This is a genomic window from Flavobacterium tructae, assembly GCF_001853485.1.
GTDB classification, from domain to species: Bacteria; Bacteroidota; Bacteroidia; order Flavobacteriales; family Flavobacteriaceae; genus Flavobacterium; species Flavobacterium tructae.
Map to the genome: position 1 here is coordinate 19,053 of NZ_MIKE01000005.1, position 16,964 is coordinate 36,016.

Genomic DNA, 16,964 nt, shown 5'->3' on the forward strand with positions numbered 1-16,964 from the left:
TTTGTGCATTTTTTTTATTAACATCTAGTTACTGTATTTTCTTTTTCGGATGTAGGTAAATGCCAGTCCGAAAATCAATAAAATTAGAATTGGAAGTCCGATAGTTATGAATTGCGTGAGCGTGTAATTTTCATAAACTTTCTCTTTGTCTAATAATGGCAGACTGACATCTTTACTTCTAATGTTAATAAGTCCTGTATCGTCTAATAAATAATTAATACAGTTCATCATAAAATCTTTATTATCGTAAAGGTTTCCGGTACGCTGATCATAGCCCAATTCAACCGGCATCATATTTTTGTCGAGTTGATTTCTGGCCAGATCACCATCGGCTATTACGATCATTTTGTTTGGTTTTCCTTTTGCTAAAAACGAGTTTTCTTTGAAAGGTAAAACACGATTTTCAAAAGCGGAGTGGAAGGATCCTTCTAATAAAACCGAAAGCGGAATATTTCCTTTGTTTGCATAATCCTGCGGAGTTGTTTTTTCGGTAACGCTATTTAAAGTAATAGGAGCCGGAGTTCCGATTGCTTTTGAATAAGGAGACGATTGTAGTAAAACCGTTTTTTTGATTCCGTTTTTTAACGTATCAATCGGACTGGCGAAATCAAATTTGATTCCCCCCAAATTTTTAACGATCGGATGTTGACTGCTCGGCTGTACCAGAGGAGCATATTTCCAAATGAAATCCTGATATTGTGTAGCGCTTCCTTGTTCGCCTGTAGCTAGTTTAAGCGGACTTCCTTGTTCGTCCTTGATCAGATCAGGATTGATTCGGATTCCGTATTTAAAAAACATATCGTTAAGATTCAGATCTCTGGGGTAAGCCAGAGTCGCTCCCGCCTGGTTGTACAAGCTGTCCATATCGGCGGCAACCTGATCAATTAACCATAAAGTTTTGCCTCCATTCATGATGAATTGGTCTAAAACCTGTTTTTCCTCATCCGTGAACGTTTCGGTTGGCTTTGAGATAATGGCTAAGTCATACTTTTTTAAGGCAGCTAAAGTTCCTGTTGGATTTTGTCCTACAGAATCTAATGTAAACGGACCAATATAATAGCTTTCGCGAATTTGCTGGAGCATTTTGGCAATGTGAATTTCGTTCAACTCTCCATTTCCTTTTATAATAGCTACCTTTTTTTGTCTGTCTTTGCTAATTTTATTGATCGCATCTGCAATCGAATATTCTAAATGCTGAATTGATCCGATTACTTTTTGTGTTGTTGAAGCTCCCATGATGTTTTTCAACAATGGAATATTAACTTCTTTATTATTGTAAACTGCAACAGCCCAGGGGAAAACCATAGCCTGCGATTGTTTTCCTTTATCGTCGACCGTGATGTTTATAGGTGTAAGACCTTTTTGATACAGCGATTTAATAACGTCCATGCTTTCGTCTTCATTTTCTAACGGATTAACGAATTCAAAAACAATATTGCTGTTGTAGGCCTGAAATTCTTCCAGTAACTGACGAGTCTCTTGTTGAAGACGTCTGAAGTCTGCCGGAAGTTCGCCCTGCATATAAATTTTAATCGATAGCGGATTCTTTACCTGTTTTACGATTTGTAAAGAAGTTTCAGATAAAGTGTATCGTTTGTCTTTGGTTAAATCGAATCGGTGAAAGAATAAGCTTCCCAATACATTTAAAGCGATTAAAACAAAAACGGTGATGCCTAATGTCTTAATATTTTGTTGAGTAGATGATTTCATTACGCTTTAAAAGATTTTAATTGATAAACAGTAAACGACAGAAACAATGCGGTGATGCTTAAAAAATAAATCACATCACGAGTATCGATTACACCGCGGCTCATACTTTTAAAATGATCCTGCATTCCAAATACTGAAACAATAGTGGAAGATCCCGGAATCAGTGATGCGAGTCCTTCAAAACCAAAATAAAGAGTAAAACACAGAAAAACAGCTATGATAAAAGCAACAATCTGATTTTCGGACAGGGTAGAAGTAAAGATTCCGATTGCCGAATAAGCAGCAATTAAAAATAATAGTCCAAAATAAGAACCGATAGTACTTCCCATATCAATATTTCCTTCAGGAGCACCTAAACTTGAAATGACTTTCACATATATAAGTGTTGGAACGATGGCCAAAACAATCAATAAGAAAGAGCCCAGAAATTTCCCGTTTACAATTTCCCAGATCGATAATGGTTTGGTTAATAATAATTCCAGTGTTCCCTGTTTTTTTTCATCAGAAAAACTTCTCATGGTAACGGCCGGAATCAGAAAAATCAGAATCCACGGAGCCAGGGTGAAAAATGGCGTTAAATCAGCATAACCCGAATTTAAAATATTGTAGTCGCCCTCAAATACCCATAAAAATAGTCCGTTGCTGATTAAGAAAATGGCAATGACCAAATAACCTATAGGAGAGCCAAAAAAGGATTTTATTTCTCTTAAAATGATTGATTTCATGTAACTTAATTGTTTGTTTTTTTGTTTCAGGTTTCAGGTTTCAAGTTCATACACATAACATGAAACCTGAAACTTGAAACTATTTTTTATTTAGTTCAGACTCAACAGCTTATCCACACTCCAGGCTTCGGGTTTGGCGTTGAAAAGTTTTTTGGTGAAATTCCAAACCGTATTAAAGAGTTCAGATTGTCTGTAATTTTCTAAATCTTCTTCAGTTTCCCAGTAGCTGTAAGTGAAAAATATGCATTTATTATTTTTATCCTGATACAACTCTAAAAAACGATTTCCATTCGCTTCCCGTATTTTATTTTTCACACTTTCGAAATTCTCCAGAAAATCAGGGATTTTCTCTTCATGAAAACTCATTTTTACTATTCGAACAAACATATTTCAATTTTAGATTTCTGATTTTAGATTTTAGATTATGGATATCTCAAAAACTAAAGGTGCGCAAAAATACCAAAATTGATTGTTCTTTTGATGAAAAAAAATAAATTCGAAATTTTACGTATTTTAAGTTTGAAATTCCAGATCTGAAATCCAAAAAATATTATAAAAACTTAATCGTAATTACATCTCTGTAATTTAATCCTAAAAGGCTGTTCGCTGAACCCACTTTAGACGGATTGCTTCTGAAAATGGCGATTTCAAGGAATCCGGCTTCGTTAAAAATAGCCAGTTTCTCTCCTTCGTAAGTTTTTATGGGATATTTATCCGAACTAGCAATGGCAGAGTAATTGGGTAAAATGGTTTTGATGCTTTTGGGTTTCATTACAATTTCATAAGCCCGACCCTTTGCAACTTCTGTAAACTGCCTTTTCGAAATATTGGTTACCACGTTACCGAAATGGTCAATGTAAATCACGTATCCTTTTATAGAGTTGTTGTCGCCGGCAACTACGGGCTGTAACTCTGTAATTTGCTTGATTTCTTTGATTTCTTTGCCAATAACATTAAGTAAGCCGCCTTTAGAAATGTGACAGGCCACCTTAATGAAAATATCCAAATCGCTAAATTCGCTGGGAAAGCGGTCGTGTATATTGATGGCAACAATTTTTTGCGGAACAATTTTCTGCGTAAGCATACTCAAAATACCATTATCAGCACAAATAAAGTAATGATCGTTCCATTGCATGGCAATATGCTGATTTTCTTTATTGCGTTCGATATCTACTCCAATTAAGTGAACGGTTCCTTTTGGGAAACTCAAATACGACGCGCCAATAACGTAACTTGCTTCGGCTGTGTTAAATGGGTCAATGTCATGTGAAATGTCAACAAGTGTAACCTCCGGATATTCCGATAGTATTTTACCCTTTAGTGAACCAACAAAGTGGTCCTTTAAGCCGTAATCGGTAGTGAGGGTAATTATTGACATAATTTTGTTTATAACTATTGGTAGTATTTAAATCTAATTTTCATTAAATTTGAGAAATGCAAAGCTAGTAATAGTAATTGCAAAAATGAAGAAATGAAAAGACAAATTGCAATTATTGGCCAGAGTTTTCAGTCTCGGTCACACCAGCCGAAAACTCCCGCCGAAACTGCGACGAAAAAAAGACCCGACAACTACTGATTTATAAAAACTGATTTATTTTTAATTTAAAACTATCTCATTTGAACGAAAGAATTATTGAGCTCATAGACATCGCTCCAAAAGACTTTTGGGGTGCTCAGGATACGCATCTTGAAATCATTAAAAAGTATTACCCAAAGCTTAAAATAGTAGCGAGAGGGACCACTTTGAAGGCATTTGGCGAGAAAGAAGTTTTAGATGAATTCGAAAAAAGATTCCAGAGGCTTATGCTTCATTTTACCCGATACAATAACATTGATGATAATGTAATCGAACGGGTAATTATGAGCGATGGACAAGATGAAAAAAAAGCATACGATCATGACAAAATATTAGTTCATGGTGTTGGCGGTAAAATCATTAAAGCCATGACGCCTAACCAGCAGTTACTGGTAGATACCATCAAAAAAAATGATATGGTATTTGCTGTTGGACCTGCCGGAACCGGAAAAACGTACACGGGTGTTGCAATGGCGGTAAAAGCACTTAAAGACAAAGAAGTAAAAAGGATCATATTGACGCGACCGGCAGTAGAAGCAGGTGAAAACCTGGGATTTTTACCCGGCGATATGAAAGAAAAACTTGATCCTTACATGCAGCCTCTTTATGATGCGTTGCGCGACATGCTTCCCAACGAAAAACTCGAAGATTACATTTTGAAAGGAATTATTCAGATTGCTCCATTAGCCTTTATGCGTGGGCGTACACTTGATAATGCTTTTGTAATTCTGGATGAGGCACAGAACACGACACATTCACAAATGAAAATGTTTCTGACCCGTATGGGAAAAAATGCCAAGTTCATGATTACAGGTGATCCCGGGCAGGTCGATTTGCCACGTAGAACTATTTCCGGTCTGAAGGAAGCGCTTTTGGTATTGAAAGACATTGAAGGTATCGGAATTATTTATCTCGATGATAAAGATATCGTACGTCACCGATTAGTCAAAAAAGTAATTGACGCTTACAAGCAGATCGAAAATCACGACTAAGTTTAATTATAGTGAAATGTTAAATGTAAATCGTAAAATGTGTTTTAACATTTATTAATATTCGTTTTATACCTAATCTTTAATGAGAGAGGTGTAAAACGAATATTTTTTTAATAAGGTATGCAGGTTTTAAATTAAATGGGGAATGAAAGAAGTTGATAATTTTTACGAAAAACAAGAAGAACCCGGGAAAGGAGTCTTTTTGGCCTTAAAAGAGATTATCTTAAGACAGGACAAAGAGGTTACTCATGTTTTAAAATACGGAATGCCTTTCTTCTGTTATAAAGGGAAAATGTTTTGTTATTTATGGATGCATAAAAAATACAAAAAACCATATATCGGAATTGTAGAAGGAAAACACTTTGATGAACCTTTTCTACTTCAGGAAGCCCGCTCCAGAATGAAAATTATGCTTTTTGAGCCTGAAGAAGATTTACCTGTAGAAAGAATTGAACAAATTATAGGACAAGCTCTCCATTTATACAAAACCGGAATTATTAAAGTTTGAATATTTAAAATGGAATACTTAACGTAATAGTTAAATATATAATAAACTTGCTGTTTTTGAAGCTTTCGAAGCCCCTAATTTTTGCTCTTCTGCAAGCAAAGCCGTAATTTTGTCATTCATAAATACCTGAATTTTAATATGACGAAGCTTAAAAATATAAAAGTTGTAGTAACCGATTTAGACGGAACGTTACTCAACCCTCAACACAGAATATCAGATTATACCAAATCCATTTTTCAGGAACTTCACCATCAAAATTATCTTATTATCGTAGCAACAGGCCGTCATCATTTAGATGCGATGGCTATTATTGAAACACTTGAAATTCCCGTTTATCTGGTGAGTTCAAACGGAGCAAGGATTCATTCCCCTGAAAGAGAAGAGCTTTTTGCATTCGATTTAAAAAGTGATGTGGTAAAAGCGGCTTTAGATGTCGAGATTGATCCTGAAATTACAGTGGTTTTGTTCAAAGAAAACGTTTGGCAGACAAATAGAATTAATGAGCGATTAAATGCTTTTCAGGCCGAATTAAAATACCGCCCTGAATTGGTAGATTATAAAACTCTGGAGGATTTTGCAGCCATTAAAATTTTCTTCTCGCATGAGAATCATGAAAAACTGGTAGCTCTAAAAGAGGCGATTTTGGCAAATTCATCCAGTGATTTACACCATGCATTTAGCTTGCCAACCTGTTTGGAATTCATGGACAAATCGGTTGATAAAGCTGTAGCAATTCAGCGTGTTTTAGAAAAAGAAGGCTTTTCTTTAGAAGAGGCAGTCTCTTTTGGTGATGGTTTTAATGATGTACAAATGTTATCTGAAACCGGAAAAGGTTTGATCATGGGTAATGCTCCGGCCTTACTAAAGGAAACTTTGCCTGATCTGGAGGTAATTAAAACCAATGCAGAAGACGGTGTTGCCAATTACATCGCTTCTAAGATTTTGAATAAAGAATTCGTAATGGATTAAAAATAAGAATTTGCTGTATTGCTTTTTAGTTTTAAACAGTTTTACAATCAAAGAATCTGAAAGTCTTCAAAATATGTTTTTGAAGACTTTTTTTTATCTCTTTTATGGATTGGCTGCTTGAAGTTATAAAAACATTTTTTTAGTAAGTTTCAAAGTGTATTTTTGTTTTATCAAAAAACTATACCATGACAAAAAACATCTTTATTCTTGCCTTTTTTATGCTATCCATTTCGGGTAATAGCCAAACTCTGAAATTAGAAGAAATAATGAAAGGGGAAGGTTTTACTGGAAATCAACCGACTTACGGACGCTGGTCTTTAGACGGTAAAAAAGTATATTTCGAATGGAATCCAACCAATGATTTGGGTGCTAATACCTATTCCTGGCAAAAAGGAGCAGCAAAGCCAACTTTGGTAGAGCCAAAGGAAGCCGCCTTTTCTAAGCTGGATTTTAAAAGAAAACCAACTTCTGACGTAGTGTATTACAGCGACAAAGGAGGTTTGTATTCGTATTCCATCAGTACAAAAACAGTTAAGAAAATTATTCAGCAAAGCACTCCGGTTTCAAATGTTGAACTTGGGGCGACTTCAGGGATTGTTTTCTTTGAACAGAATGATAACATTTTTAAATACAATGCAAAAGAAGGAACCGTTTTGCAGTTAACAAACTTTAAAAAAGGAGTAAAAAAGGAGAAAACGCCTGATAAAGAGTCCTTTTTAAAGACACAGCAAAAAGAACTGTTTCAGTTTGTGAGAGATGCTGCGGCTAAAAAACAATGGAATCTTGCTAAAAGCAAAGCCGTTAAATCTGATTTTGCAAAAGAATATTTTTATGGAAAAGATAACTTTTATAATCTAAAAGCAGATCCAAACGGAAATTTTGCCACTTTTAGTTTGGCTGAAGAATCAGACAATAAAAAAGAAAAGATGGAGGTTTTTATAACAGATGACGGTTATAACCAAACTCCTGATACAAAACAAAAAGTTTCGATAGCCAATCTGGTAAAGACTAAATTAGGAATTTACTCTGTTGCCAAAGACACGGTTTATTACGTTAATTTTTCGACTTTAAGTCATATTCAGGACAATCCGAAGTATTATGAAACGTACGATAACTTAAAAAATAAAGCTAAGGAAGATCGTTTCATTACAGCTCAGGCTCCTGTGTATAACGAGAATGGTTCTGCAGCAATTGTAGAGATTAGAAGTCAGGACAACAAAGACAGATGGCTGGTGAATCTGAAGCTTGAGAACGGGACATTTAAAGAAATCGAACATCAGCATGACGATGCGTGGATCGCAGGTCCTGGAATTCCATCCTATTCATTTGATTCCGGAGTTTTAGGTTTTTTAGCAGACAATGAAACTATTTATTTCCAATCTGAGGCGACTGGTTATTCGCATTTGTACACGTATAATCTAAAATCAGGGAAAAAGACTCAATTGACTACAGGAAATTGGGAAGTTCGTGATGTAGCCTTGTCTAACGATAAAAAAACATTTTATTTAACAACCAATACTACACATCCGGGGAATAGAAATTTCTATAAATTGCCTGCAACGGGTGGTGCTTTAGAGCCAGTTTTAACCAAAGACGGAGCACATGAAGTAGTCGTTTCTCCTGACGAGAAATCACTTTTAGTACGTTATTCGTATAAAAATATTCCGTGGGATTTTTATATTGCTGACAATAAAAAGAATGCGAGTTTACAACAAATATCATCTTCAGTTTCTCCAAGTTTTAAAGAATACAAGTGGAGAGAACCGGAAGTAATCACTTTCAAAGCCCAGGATGGAACTCCTGTAAACGCCAGATTATACACTCCAAAAACGGAAAATGCCAACAAAGCGGCAATCATTTTTGTTCACGGAGCAGGTTATTTGCAAAATGCGCACAATTACTGGAGTAATTATCACAGAGAATATATGTTCCATAATTTATTGACTGATTTAGGGTATACTGTTTTGGATATCGATTATAGAGGAAGTGATGGTTACGGTCGTGATTTCAGAACCGGAATTTACCGTTTTATGGGAGGAAAAGATTTGTCTGATCATTTAGATGGAAAAAAATATTTGGTTGAAAAATACGGTATTGACGCCAACAGAGTGGGTATTTATGGAGGATCTTACGGTGGTTTTATTACTTTAATGGGAATGTTGACTGCTCCGGGTGAATTTGCCTCGGGAGCTGCCTTACGTTCTGTTACGGATTGGGCACATTACAATCACGGATATACCGGAAACATTTTAAATTTTCCTGAAACAGATCCGGAAGCCTTCAAAAAAAGTTCACCTATTTATTATGCCGATAATCTAAAAGGAGATTTAGTGATGTTACACGGAATGGTAGATGATAATGTTGAATACAAAGACATTGTTCGTTTGTCTCAACGTTTTATAGAACTTCAGAAAAAGAATTGGAGTCTGGCATCATTTCCTGTGGAGGCTCACGGGTTCAAAGAGACCTATTCCTGGATTGACGAATACAGCAGGATTTTAAACTTGTTTAATGCTACTTTATTGAAAAAATAAAAGATACGCTAGCAGCTGTAAAGTCCCCATTTATGTATCATGAAAGGGGACTTTGTATTTTAAAGCAGAATTGAAACGAATTATAGGATTAAAAGAGAATAGTAACTTCTAATAAAGATAAAGTGATTGATAAAGTAGAAATTAGTGATTACAAAGCTTTGATGTATGTTTGGGAATCTTCAGTGAAAGCTACACATGATTTTTTAAAGAATGAAGATTTTGAATTTTATAAAACAATAATCCCTGGTTTTTTTGACCATGTAACACTACATTGTATAAAGAATAGTACAAAGGAGATTGTTGGATTTATGGGCACGAATGATGAAAATCTGGAAATGCTGTTTGTTTCGGCAAATGAAATAGGAAAAGGTATTGGAAAAGAACTTTTACTGTATGCCATTCAAAATTTAAATGTAACAAAAGTTGATGTTAATAAAGATAATATACAAGCTTTGGAATTCTATCAGCATTTTGGTTTTGAAGTAAAATCGATGTCTGATGTAGACGGTTGCGGGAAACCATATCCTATTTTACATATGGAATTAACAAATGGGGAAAGGAATAACAGTAGCAGTTTACAAACCGGTAACTGCGACTGAGACCGTGACTAAAAAAAAGAATCTGAATAGGTTCTTTTTTTCTTTTAATTAGTTTTAAATTTGCATTCATAAAAAACAACACAACACTAGACAATGAGCAATACAATCACAACTACAAACTTCAGTTTTCCAAATCAGAAATCGGTTTATCGCGGAAAAGTAAGAGAGGTTTACAACATCAATGACGATCTTTTAGTAATGGTAGCAACCGACAGACTTTCGGCTTTTGATGTGGTTTTGCCAAAGGGGATTCCGTATAAAGGGCAAATTTTGAATCAGATTGCCACAAAGTTCATGGAGTTAACTCAGGATATTGTACCAAACTGGCTGATTGCAACTCCGGATCCAAATGTAGCTGTGGGACATTTATGTGAGCCTTTTAAAGTAGAAATGGTGATTCGCGGTTATGTTTCAGGACACGCTGCACGTGAATATGCAGCCGGAAAAAGACAAATTTGCGGAGTTACAATGGCAGAAGGGTTAAAAGAGAACGATAAATTTCCGGAGCCTATTATTACGCCTACTACAAAAGCCGATAATGGTTCTCATGATGAAGATATTTCACGCGAAGACATTTTGGCAAAAGGAATTGTTTCTGAAGAAGATTATCTTGTTTTAGAAAAATACACTCGTGCTTTGTTTCAAAGAGGGACTGAAATTGCGGCAAGCCGTGGTTTAATTTTGGTAGATACTAAATATGAATTCGGAAAAACAAAAGAAGGTGTGATCGTTTTAATTGACGAAATTCATACACCGGATTCTTCCCGTTACTTTTATGCGGATGGATATCAGGAAAGACAGGAAAAAGGAGAGGAGCAAAAACAATTGTCTAAAGAGTTTGTACGCCGCTGGTTGATCGAAAACGGTTTTCAGGGGCAGGAAGGACAGCAAATTCCGGATATGAGTGACGAATATATTCAATCTGTTTCTGAAAGATACATCGAATTGTATGAAAATATTCTGGGAGAAAAGTTCGTAAAAGCAGATATTGATAATATTGATCAACGTATCAATAAAAATGTATTAGAGTACCTTTCAGGAAAATAATAATTTTTATACCTACCATATTACTAAACCCGACAGATTTAAAAAACCTGTCGGGTTTGTTATATAAAAAGGATTCGATAAATTTTATTCTTCCATTTTGGCTTTTAAATTTTCCAGACCTTTCTGTAGGTCATTGCCAATCATTTGGTCCATTTTCATCATCGGAAGCATAATATTCATTGGATAAGGAATAACACCGCTGATTCCCCATTTTACTTTAGTCTGATTTCCTGGTGCAGTTTCTGTTGACATAAAACCTACCGCTGTATCGTCCATTGGTTTTTTGAAACGTAAGGCAAAGTCAATGCGTTTTCCTTCCGTAATTTTCGTGATTTCCTGTTCTCCTTCACCAACTTCTTTTACTGTGCTTTCCCAGGCAGATACTGATCCAACATCTCCATCGGTTCCTGTATAAGTAGATTTCATTTTGGGATCGAGATTGGCCCAAACACTAAATTCATTTTGATTTTTTAAAGATCTGACATATTTAAAGACACTGTCAACAGGTTTGTTAATGGTGATTTCTCTTTCTATGGCATAAGTTTTAGGCATAAAATTAGCTGCAATCAGTACGATAGCAACGATCAGGATTAAAACAATTAGAATTCTTTTTAAGATCTTCATAGTTTGTGGTTTTAGGTTGTTAGTTTTTTCTTTTCTGTAATTAAAAGTGTAACACCTTTGTTTGCAGAGTTTTTTGTTTCGTAAAGTTAAAAAAGTTACGGTTCGTATTTAATGCCATGAAAAAAAATAATAAGATTTTTTATATTTTTTTACTGTAAACTGTAACAAATCGAATCTTCAGGCGTCTATTAAGAAAGCTGACAATTAACATTCAAATTACTTTTTACAGCTTATATTAATTGAATGTTAAGAATTAGTTAAAACATGGTACTTTGTTATACATAATACATGAAAATAAATTACCTTTACAAAGAATTTAAAAATCATCATCAATCAATCAATTAAAAAATCAATCATTATGAAAAATTCAATCGTTTATTTAGGAGTAGCTTTAGTAGCATTTGCAAATGTTTCAATGGCATCAAATCACACAACAGTTGTGAAACCACAATTAGAGATCGTAAATAGTTTCTCAACACCATTAAATGTGGCAGTTAGTAAAGGAGATTTAGATTTCGTTAAAAAATTATTAGAATATGGAGCTGACGTAAACGAGATGTCAGAAGGTTTATCACCTTTAATGATCGCTGCACGTTATAACAAAGTGGATATTTTGAAAGTATTATTAGCAAAAGGAGCAGATGCTTCTGCCAGAAATGAGAAAGGTTTTACCGCTTTGAAATATGCAGAATTATCGAATGCGACAGATGCAATCGCCATTTTAAAAGGTTTAAAATAAGAGTTTAGAAGTTTAAATCTAGTTTTGAGTTAGTATATGAAACGACCTTCCTTGAGCAGAAGGTCGTTTTTCATTTCCATGAAATTAAAATTTGCTCTGAAAGAGCTCTGGCAATAGCATGGTGCACAGCACTATGAGTATATGGCAATTAGGGGTTACGCCCTGAAGGGGCAAAAGCCTGTTCACAAAGAAAAGTTTCCAGCATATTTTGTGTGAGATCCGCTAAGCATGTAAACGTTTTTTTGTAGGATCTTTCGGGAGCGAAAATTGCTTTTGCCCTTTCAGGGCAATTTTACATCTTTATCTAAATTCATAGTGATTCGCACTATGTTTGTGCTTTTCGGGCTTTCAGCCCTTTTTTTTGGATTTTGGTTCTTGACCCAAACATTGTTTCGTCCTGAAATAATGATATAAAAAAAGCACCATTAAAAATAATGATGCTTTCTTCGCTAAAACTTAATCAAATTAATTTAACCAATTAATCTATCTTCAATGTTTTTATTCAATTGGAACGTGTTTTTTACGGTTGAATACCCAGAAGATTATAGGGAATACCAAAAGGGTTAGAATCGTTGCCGTAATTAAACCTCCAATGATTACAATGGCTAACGGTTTTTGTGATTCAGAACCAATTCCGGTAGAAATGGCGGCCGGCATTAAACCTATCGAAGCCATCAACGCGGTCATCACTACAGCTCTTGTTCGGGCTTTTACTCCCATAAAAATAGATTCTTCGAGTGAGAATTTCGCTTTTAAATTATGATGAAATTCAGAGATCAGAATTACACCGTTTTGAATACAGATTCCCAGTAATGCGATAAAACCAACACCAGCAGAGATCCCAAAATTCATTCGGGTAAGATGCAGAGCAATGATTCCGCCAATAATGGCGAACGGAACATTAGCCAGAACCAAAAGCGAATCTTTAATATTTCCAAACAGAATGAATAAGAGCACAAATATCCCAATTAAACTGATCGGTACCACTTGTGCCAATCGGGCACTGGCACGAACCTGATTTTCAAATTCCCCTGTCCAGCCAACAGTATAGCCTGTTGGAAGTTTCAATTTAGCTACTTTTGCCTGTGCTTCGGCAATGGTACTTCCCAGATCTCGATCACGAACTGAGAATTTTACCCCAATAAAACGCTTGGTATTATCTCGATAAATAAAAGCAGGACCTGTAATAGTCTTTAAATCGGATATTTCTTTTAATGGAATTTTAATTCCGCTAATCGTTGGAACCTTAAGCTCGGCGATATCATTCTCATCTTTACGATACTCTTTTGAAAAACGTACTCTCACATCAAATTTTTTATCGTCTTCATATTTTTGAGTAGCTGTTTTTCCTCCAAATGCTAATTCTAAAACGGCCTGTGCATCACTCAGTGTTACACCGTAAGCAGCCATTTTATCTCGGTCCAGAACAACACTAATTTCAGGTTGCCCAACATTTCGAAGGATTCCGGCATCTTTAATACCCGGTATGTTTTTGATCTGTGCCAAGACTTCGTTTGATAGTTCATCCAGTTTGTCAAGATCATCTCCATAAATTTTTACGGCATTGGAGGCTTTAAAACCGGCAACAGATTCGGCTACGTTATCAATTACGGGCTGTGAGTAGTTATACGTAATTCCCTGATGAACTTTTAATTTATCGTCCATTTCGTTAATTAGTTCGTCCATTGTTATTTTTCGCGTCCATTCTGATTTTGGCTTTAAATCCACCTGAAGCTGTATAAACCCGAAACCATTCGGATCTGTTCCGTCGTTACTTCTTCCGGTTTGCGATAAAACATTTTTAACTTCGGGAAAACTTTCCAAATCTTTTCGAATCATCGCTGCTGTTTTAACACTTTCAGGCAATGATGTACTCATCGGTAATTCGGCTGTTACCCATAAAGCACCTTCATTTAACTGAGGCAAAAATTCGGTTCCTAAAAAGGTAGCTGAAAAGAAAACTGTTACTAAAAGCGCTATAGATCCTACAAGTGCTTTTACCTTGTGTTTGAAAGTCCATGCAAAACCTTTACTTACTATTCGATCCCAGAAGTTAACAAACGGATTGTTTTTTTCCTTCACATTCTTATTCAATAAAATATGTGATAAAACAGGTACCAATGTTAGCGTAAACAGCAAGGCTCCCATTAAAGCAAAACCAAGGGTATATGCCAAAGGTGAGAACATTTTTCCTTCTACTTTCTGGAAAGAGAATATAGGAAGGAGGGCTGTGATAATAATTAACTTAGAAAAGAATATGGCTTTACCCATTTCTGCTCCGGTTTTTTTAATCAGACTTCCTTTTGCTATTTTATTGTAGGCCGTCATTCCCAGTTGATGTGCCCGATGATCTAAAACTACGAATAAGCCTTCGACCATAACTACGGCACCATCAATAATAATTCCGAAATCGACCGCACCTAAACTCAACAGGTTAGCGCTCATTCCCATCATTTTAAGACATAAGAAGGCAAATAATAAGGAGAGTGGAATAACAATCGAAACGGTGAAAGTAGTCCTCCAGTCGGCCATGAAAAGAAATACCACACAGGTAACCAGAATGATTCCTTCAAATAAGTTGTGCATAACGGTTTCCGTCGTGAAGTTCATTAAATTATCACGATCGTAAAAGGTTACTAGTTTAATGTCTTTTGGAAGCACATTATCGTTCAGATCTTGTATTTTGGCCTTAATTAAAGCTAAAGTTTCTTGTGGATTTTCGCCTTTTCGCATGACGATAATACCTTCAACAACATCATCGTTCTTCGCTAAACCGGTTTGTCCGACTCTTGGCATCGCACTTTCATACACAGTGGCTAAATTCTTGACTAAAATTGGGTTTCCTTTGGCATCGTCAACAATAATATTTTCAAGATCCTGGATCGATTTTAAAAGACCAACTCCACGAACAACAAAGGCCTGACCATTTTTTTCGATGATGTCACCACCAACATTCAGGTTGCCACCATTTACAGCATTATAAACCTGAAGTGGTGTAATGTTGTATTTGGCTAATTTTATCGGATCAACTCCAACTTCATAGGTTTTAGTTTGCCCTCCAAAAACGTTTAGATCGGCAACACCGGGAACAGAACGTAATTGTTTGTCTATTACCCAGTTTTGATAGGTTAACAATTCTCTACTGTCTCTACTGTCACTTTTTACGATATATCTGAAAATCTCACCCGTTGGCCCATAAGGCGGCTGAACATCCGGTTCTACATCGTCGGGAAGAGATACATTTTTTAGTAAGTTATTGACCTGAAGACGTGCAAAAGTATCATCGACTCCATCGTCAAAAATAATTTTGATCACTGACAGACCAAACATTGTAATACTGCGAACGCTGGTTTTCTTTTGTACCGAGTTCATTGAGATCTCGATAGGTGAGGTTACAAAACGTTCGACTTCTTCGGCACTTTTCCCATTCCATTGAGTAATGATAATAATTTGGGTATTGGTTACGTCCGGAAAAGCATCGATTGGCATATTCTTGAAAGAAATGAATCCTGCTACGGCCAATAATCCCACCCAGAAAAAGGTAAAGGCCTTATTTTTAAGGGAGAAAGCTATAATGTTTCTTATGAATTTGTTCATTTTAAAAAGTATTTTTAAGGATGAATTTTTATTTATGATGCTTTTTTCTGAAGCATTTTATATGATAGATTTCCGCTTAGAATTCTGTATGAAACCGTAAGGCAAAAAATTGTACCGGACCTCTGTCTTTATTATAGGCAGGATTGATGGCAAACTGATAATCCGGCGAAAGCGTAATATGAGTATTGGGCACTAAGAACGAATAGAAAACTTCTGCAATTTGTTCTATACCGTAGTTTAAAGTACCGTCACCAATCATGAAACCATCTCCGCCAAGTTTTTGATATTGTTTATGCGAATTGGATAATCCGTTGGCAACTATGGCAATACCGGCAAAATCCTTATTTCGGTTCCACATCTTTCCGTTCAAATGTATTCCTAACTGTGCCGATCGGTCAATTTCGGTAAAGGCCCAGGTTTCATTTTTACCGTCATTATAGCTCATTCGGGCAAACAATCCCCAAGTATCTCTGTGCGTATAATCCATGTTTAAACCAATGCCATATTTGGTGCGCCCATCTTGTCGGGTACTTTTTATGTCAGGCATTGTTATAAAATTTGAATTGGCTTCGTCATAATTTCCCATTCCGGCAACATTTCGAAAACCCAATAGTTTTAAGGTTGCCGTATCATTATTTTCAAAGACGAGCTGTTTTTCAATTTCAACGTTTATTGCGTTGGAATTTTTAAAACTGAATTCAACATTCGGTCCGTTGGCATAAGTAGGTAAAGCACTTATAGAAGCTCTTACCTGCCAGGAATCAAACTGATAATTAGCGTACAATCCATCTGTATATCCTCGAGTATTTGCGGCATAATCCCAAGCTCCATGTGTCATTAATGCCCAATTTAAGAACTGTGTTCTGGGATCGTGTGAATAGGAGTTATTGTCAAAATAATCGGATAACCCAAATTTTCCGAAAACCAGTTGTAATGAGTGGTTGTTTTTAAATTGGAACTTTTGTTCTAAAAGCATTCTTGCCACATAAACAACAGGTTTGGTATCTCCAATTCTAAAGGTTTCTCCGTTAGGAAAGCCTCCCAATCCTCTTGCCTGAGACAAACCTTGACCTCCTGACATTTCAGGGTTAAAGGTCAAGGTAGCTCCTTTCCATAGCGGAACATCAAGGTACAAGGTTGATGTTAAGGATAAAGCGCCTTCTTCTTTAGGAGACATACTATTGGTACCTGAATAATTAGCATGAAAAGCCGGATGGTATTGGTATATAGATGTCATTTGAAAACCCAGACTATATTTTCGAATCGAATCTGTTTCCTGTGAAAAAGATAGTGTTGAAATAAATAGTGTGGCAAAACTCAATATTTTTACAGATTTCTCCATGT

The 16,964-nt window shown here is 35.8% G+C and carries 14 protein-coding genes; 7 read left to right on the forward strand and 7 right to left on the reverse strand.

The genetic code is table 11. The annotated features are described in order from the left end of the window. Positions 1–24: 24 nt before the first annotated feature. The 4 genes from gldG to BHE19_RS01685 all read right to left on the reverse strand — a co-directional run bounded on the left by gldG (position 25) and on the right by BHE19_RS01685 (position 3,813). A complete protein-coding gene (gene gldG, locus BHE19_RS01670) occupies positions 25–1,710 on the reverse strand; it encodes a gliding motility-associated ABC transporter substrate-binding protein GldG (RefSeq protein ID WP_070905688.1) in 1,686 nt (561 codons plus the stop codon). Beyond that, positions 1,710–2,435, reverse strand: coding sequence for a gliding motility-associated ABC transporter permease subunit GldF (gene gldF, locus BHE19_RS01675; RefSeq protein WP_070905689.1), 726 nt, complete (start codon positions 2,433–2,435; stop codon positions 1,710–1,712). The genes gldG and gldF overlap by 1 nt, the downstream gene beginning before the upstream one ends. 90 nt (positions 2,436–2,525) lie before the next feature. Next, positions 2,526–2,822 (reverse strand): putative quinol monooxygenase, encoded by a 297-nt coding sequence (locus BHE19_RS01680; RefSeq protein ID WP_070905690.1) that lies wholly within the window; start codon positions 2,820–2,822, stop codon positions 2,526–2,528. A gap of 163 nt (positions 2,823–2,985) precedes the next feature. Next, complete coding sequence (locus tag BHE19_RS01685; protein ID WP_017496395.1) at positions 2,986–3,813, reverse strand: SAM hydrolase/SAM-dependent halogenase family protein; 828 nt, start codon at positions 3,811–3,813, stop codon at positions 2,986–2,988. 239 nt (positions 3,814–4,052) lie between these two features. Between BHE19_RS01685 and BHE19_RS01690 the strand changes: the two genes are divergently transcribed. The 6 genes from BHE19_RS01690 (at position 4,053) to BHE19_RS01715 (ending at position 10,660) form a co-directional block, all read left to right on the forward strand. Continuing rightward, complete coding sequence (locus BHE19_RS01690; RefSeq protein WP_017496394.1) at positions 4,053–5,003, forward strand: PhoH family protein; 951 nt, start codon at positions 4,053–4,055, stop codon at positions 5,001–5,003. A 145-nt stretch (positions 5,004–5,148) separates the two neighbouring features. Then, on the forward strand, positions 5,149–5,511 hold the full coding sequence (locus tag BHE19_RS01695) for a DUF1801 domain-containing protein (RefSeq protein ID WP_070905691.1): 363 nt from the start codon (positions 5,149–5,151) through the stop codon (positions 5,509–5,511). Between the two features lie 138 nt (positions 5,512–5,649). Then, positions 5,650–6,480 (forward strand): Cof-type HAD-IIB family hydrolase, encoded by an 831-nt coding sequence (locus BHE19_RS01700; protein ID WP_070905692.1) that lies wholly within the window; start codon positions 5,650–5,652, stop codon positions 6,478–6,480. 185 nt (positions 6,481–6,665) lie between these two features. Next, entirely contained in the window at positions 6,666–9,014 is a 2,349-nt protein-coding gene (locus BHE19_RS01705; RefSeq protein ID WP_070905693.1) for a S9 family peptidase, read from the forward strand. Between the two features lie 122 nt (positions 9,015–9,136). Next, complete coding sequence (locus BHE19_RS01710) at positions 9,137–9,613, forward strand: GNAT family N-acetyltransferase (protein ID WP_070905694.1); 477 nt, start codon at positions 9,137–9,139, stop codon at positions 9,611–9,613. Positions 9,614–9,706: 93 nt separating this feature from the next. Further along, positions 9,707–10,660, forward strand: a complete 954-nt coding sequence (locus tag BHE19_RS01715; RefSeq protein ID WP_070905695.1) for a phosphoribosylaminoimidazolesuccinocarboxamide synthase — start codon at positions 9,707–9,709, stop codon at positions 10,658–10,660. Between the two features lie 84 nt (positions 10,661–10,744). Here the strand turns inward: BHE19_RS01715 and BHE19_RS01720 are convergent, their stop codons facing one another. Then, positions 10,745–11,284: an SRPBCC family protein gene (locus BHE19_RS01720; protein WP_070905696.1), complete on the reverse strand. Its 540-nt coding sequence runs from the start codon at positions 11,282–11,284 to the stop codon at positions 10,745–10,747. A gap of 358 nt (positions 11,285–11,642) precedes the next feature. On the opposite strand from BHE19_RS01720, the gene BHE19_RS01725 reads away from it, so the two are divergent. After that, a complete protein-coding gene (locus tag BHE19_RS01725; protein ID WP_017496386.1) occupies positions 11,643–12,023 on the forward strand; it encodes an ankyrin repeat domain-containing protein in 381 nt (126 codons plus the stop codon). Between the two features lie 498 nt (positions 12,024–12,521). Here BHE19_RS01725 and BHE19_RS01730 read toward each other — a convergent pair whose 3' ends face one another. After that, positions 12,522–15,620: an efflux RND transporter permease subunit gene (locus BHE19_RS01730; RefSeq protein ID WP_017496385.1), complete on the reverse strand. Its 3,099-nt coding sequence runs from the start codon at positions 15,618–15,620 to the stop codon at positions 12,522–12,524. 76 nt (positions 15,621–15,696) lie between these two features. Further along, positions 15,697–16,962 carry a carbohydrate porin gene (locus BHE19_RS01735; RefSeq protein WP_070905697.1) on the reverse strand — a complete coding sequence of 422 codons (1,266 nt, stop codon included), beginning with the start codon at positions 16,960–16,962 and terminating at the stop codon, positions 15,697–15,699. Positions 16,963–16,964: the final 2 nt, after the last annotated feature.

What these genes read in the sequence shown, in the direction of transcription:
- gldG (WP_070905688.1), bottom strand. Translation starts at nt 1,710, where the DNA reads ATGAAATCATCTACTCAACAAAATATTAAGACATTAGGCATCACCGTT.
- gldF (WP_070905689.1), bottom strand. Translation starts at nt 2,435, where the DNA reads ATGAAATCAATCATTTTAAGAGAAATAAAATCCTTTTTTGGCTCTCCT.
- BHE19_RS01680 (WP_070905690.1), bottom strand. Translation starts at nt 2,822, where the DNA reads ATGTTTGTTCGAATAGTAAAAATGAGTTTTCATGAAGAGAAAATCCCT.
- BHE19_RS01685 (WP_017496395.1), bottom strand. Translation starts at nt 3,813, where the DNA reads ATGTCAATAATTACCCTCACTACCGATTACGGCTTAAAGGACCACTTT.
- BHE19_RS01695 (WP_070905691.1), top strand. Translation starts at nt 5,149, where the DNA reads ATGAAAGAAGTTGATAATTTTTACGAAAAACAAGAAGAACCCGGGAAA.
- BHE19_RS01700 (WP_070905692.1), top strand. Translation starts at nt 5,650, where the DNA reads ATGACGAAGCTTAAAAATATAAAAGTTGTAGTAACCGATTTAGACGGA.
- BHE19_RS01705 (WP_070905693.1), top strand. Translation starts at nt 6,666, where the DNA reads ATGACAAAAAACATCTTTATTCTTGCCTTTTTTATGCTATCCATTTCG.
- BHE19_RS01715 (WP_070905695.1), top strand. Translation starts at nt 9,707, where the DNA reads ATGAGCAATACAATCACAACTACAAACTTCAGTTTTCCAAATCAGAAA.
- BHE19_RS01720 (WP_070905696.1), bottom strand. Translation starts at nt 11,284, where the DNA reads ATGAAGATCTTAAAAAGAATTCTAATTGTTTTAATCCTGATCGTTGCT.
- BHE19_RS01725 (WP_017496386.1), top strand. Translation starts at nt 11,643, where the DNA reads ATGAAAAATTCAATCGTTTATTTAGGAGTAGCTTTAGTAGCATTTGCA.
- BHE19_RS01730 (WP_017496385.1), bottom strand. Translation starts at nt 15,620, where the DNA reads ATGAACAAATTCATAAGAAACATTATAGCTTTCTCCCTTAAAAATAAG.
- BHE19_RS01735 (WP_070905697.1), bottom strand. Translation starts at nt 16,962, where the DNA reads ATGGAGAAATCTGTAAAAATATTGAGTTTTGCCACACTATTTATTTCA.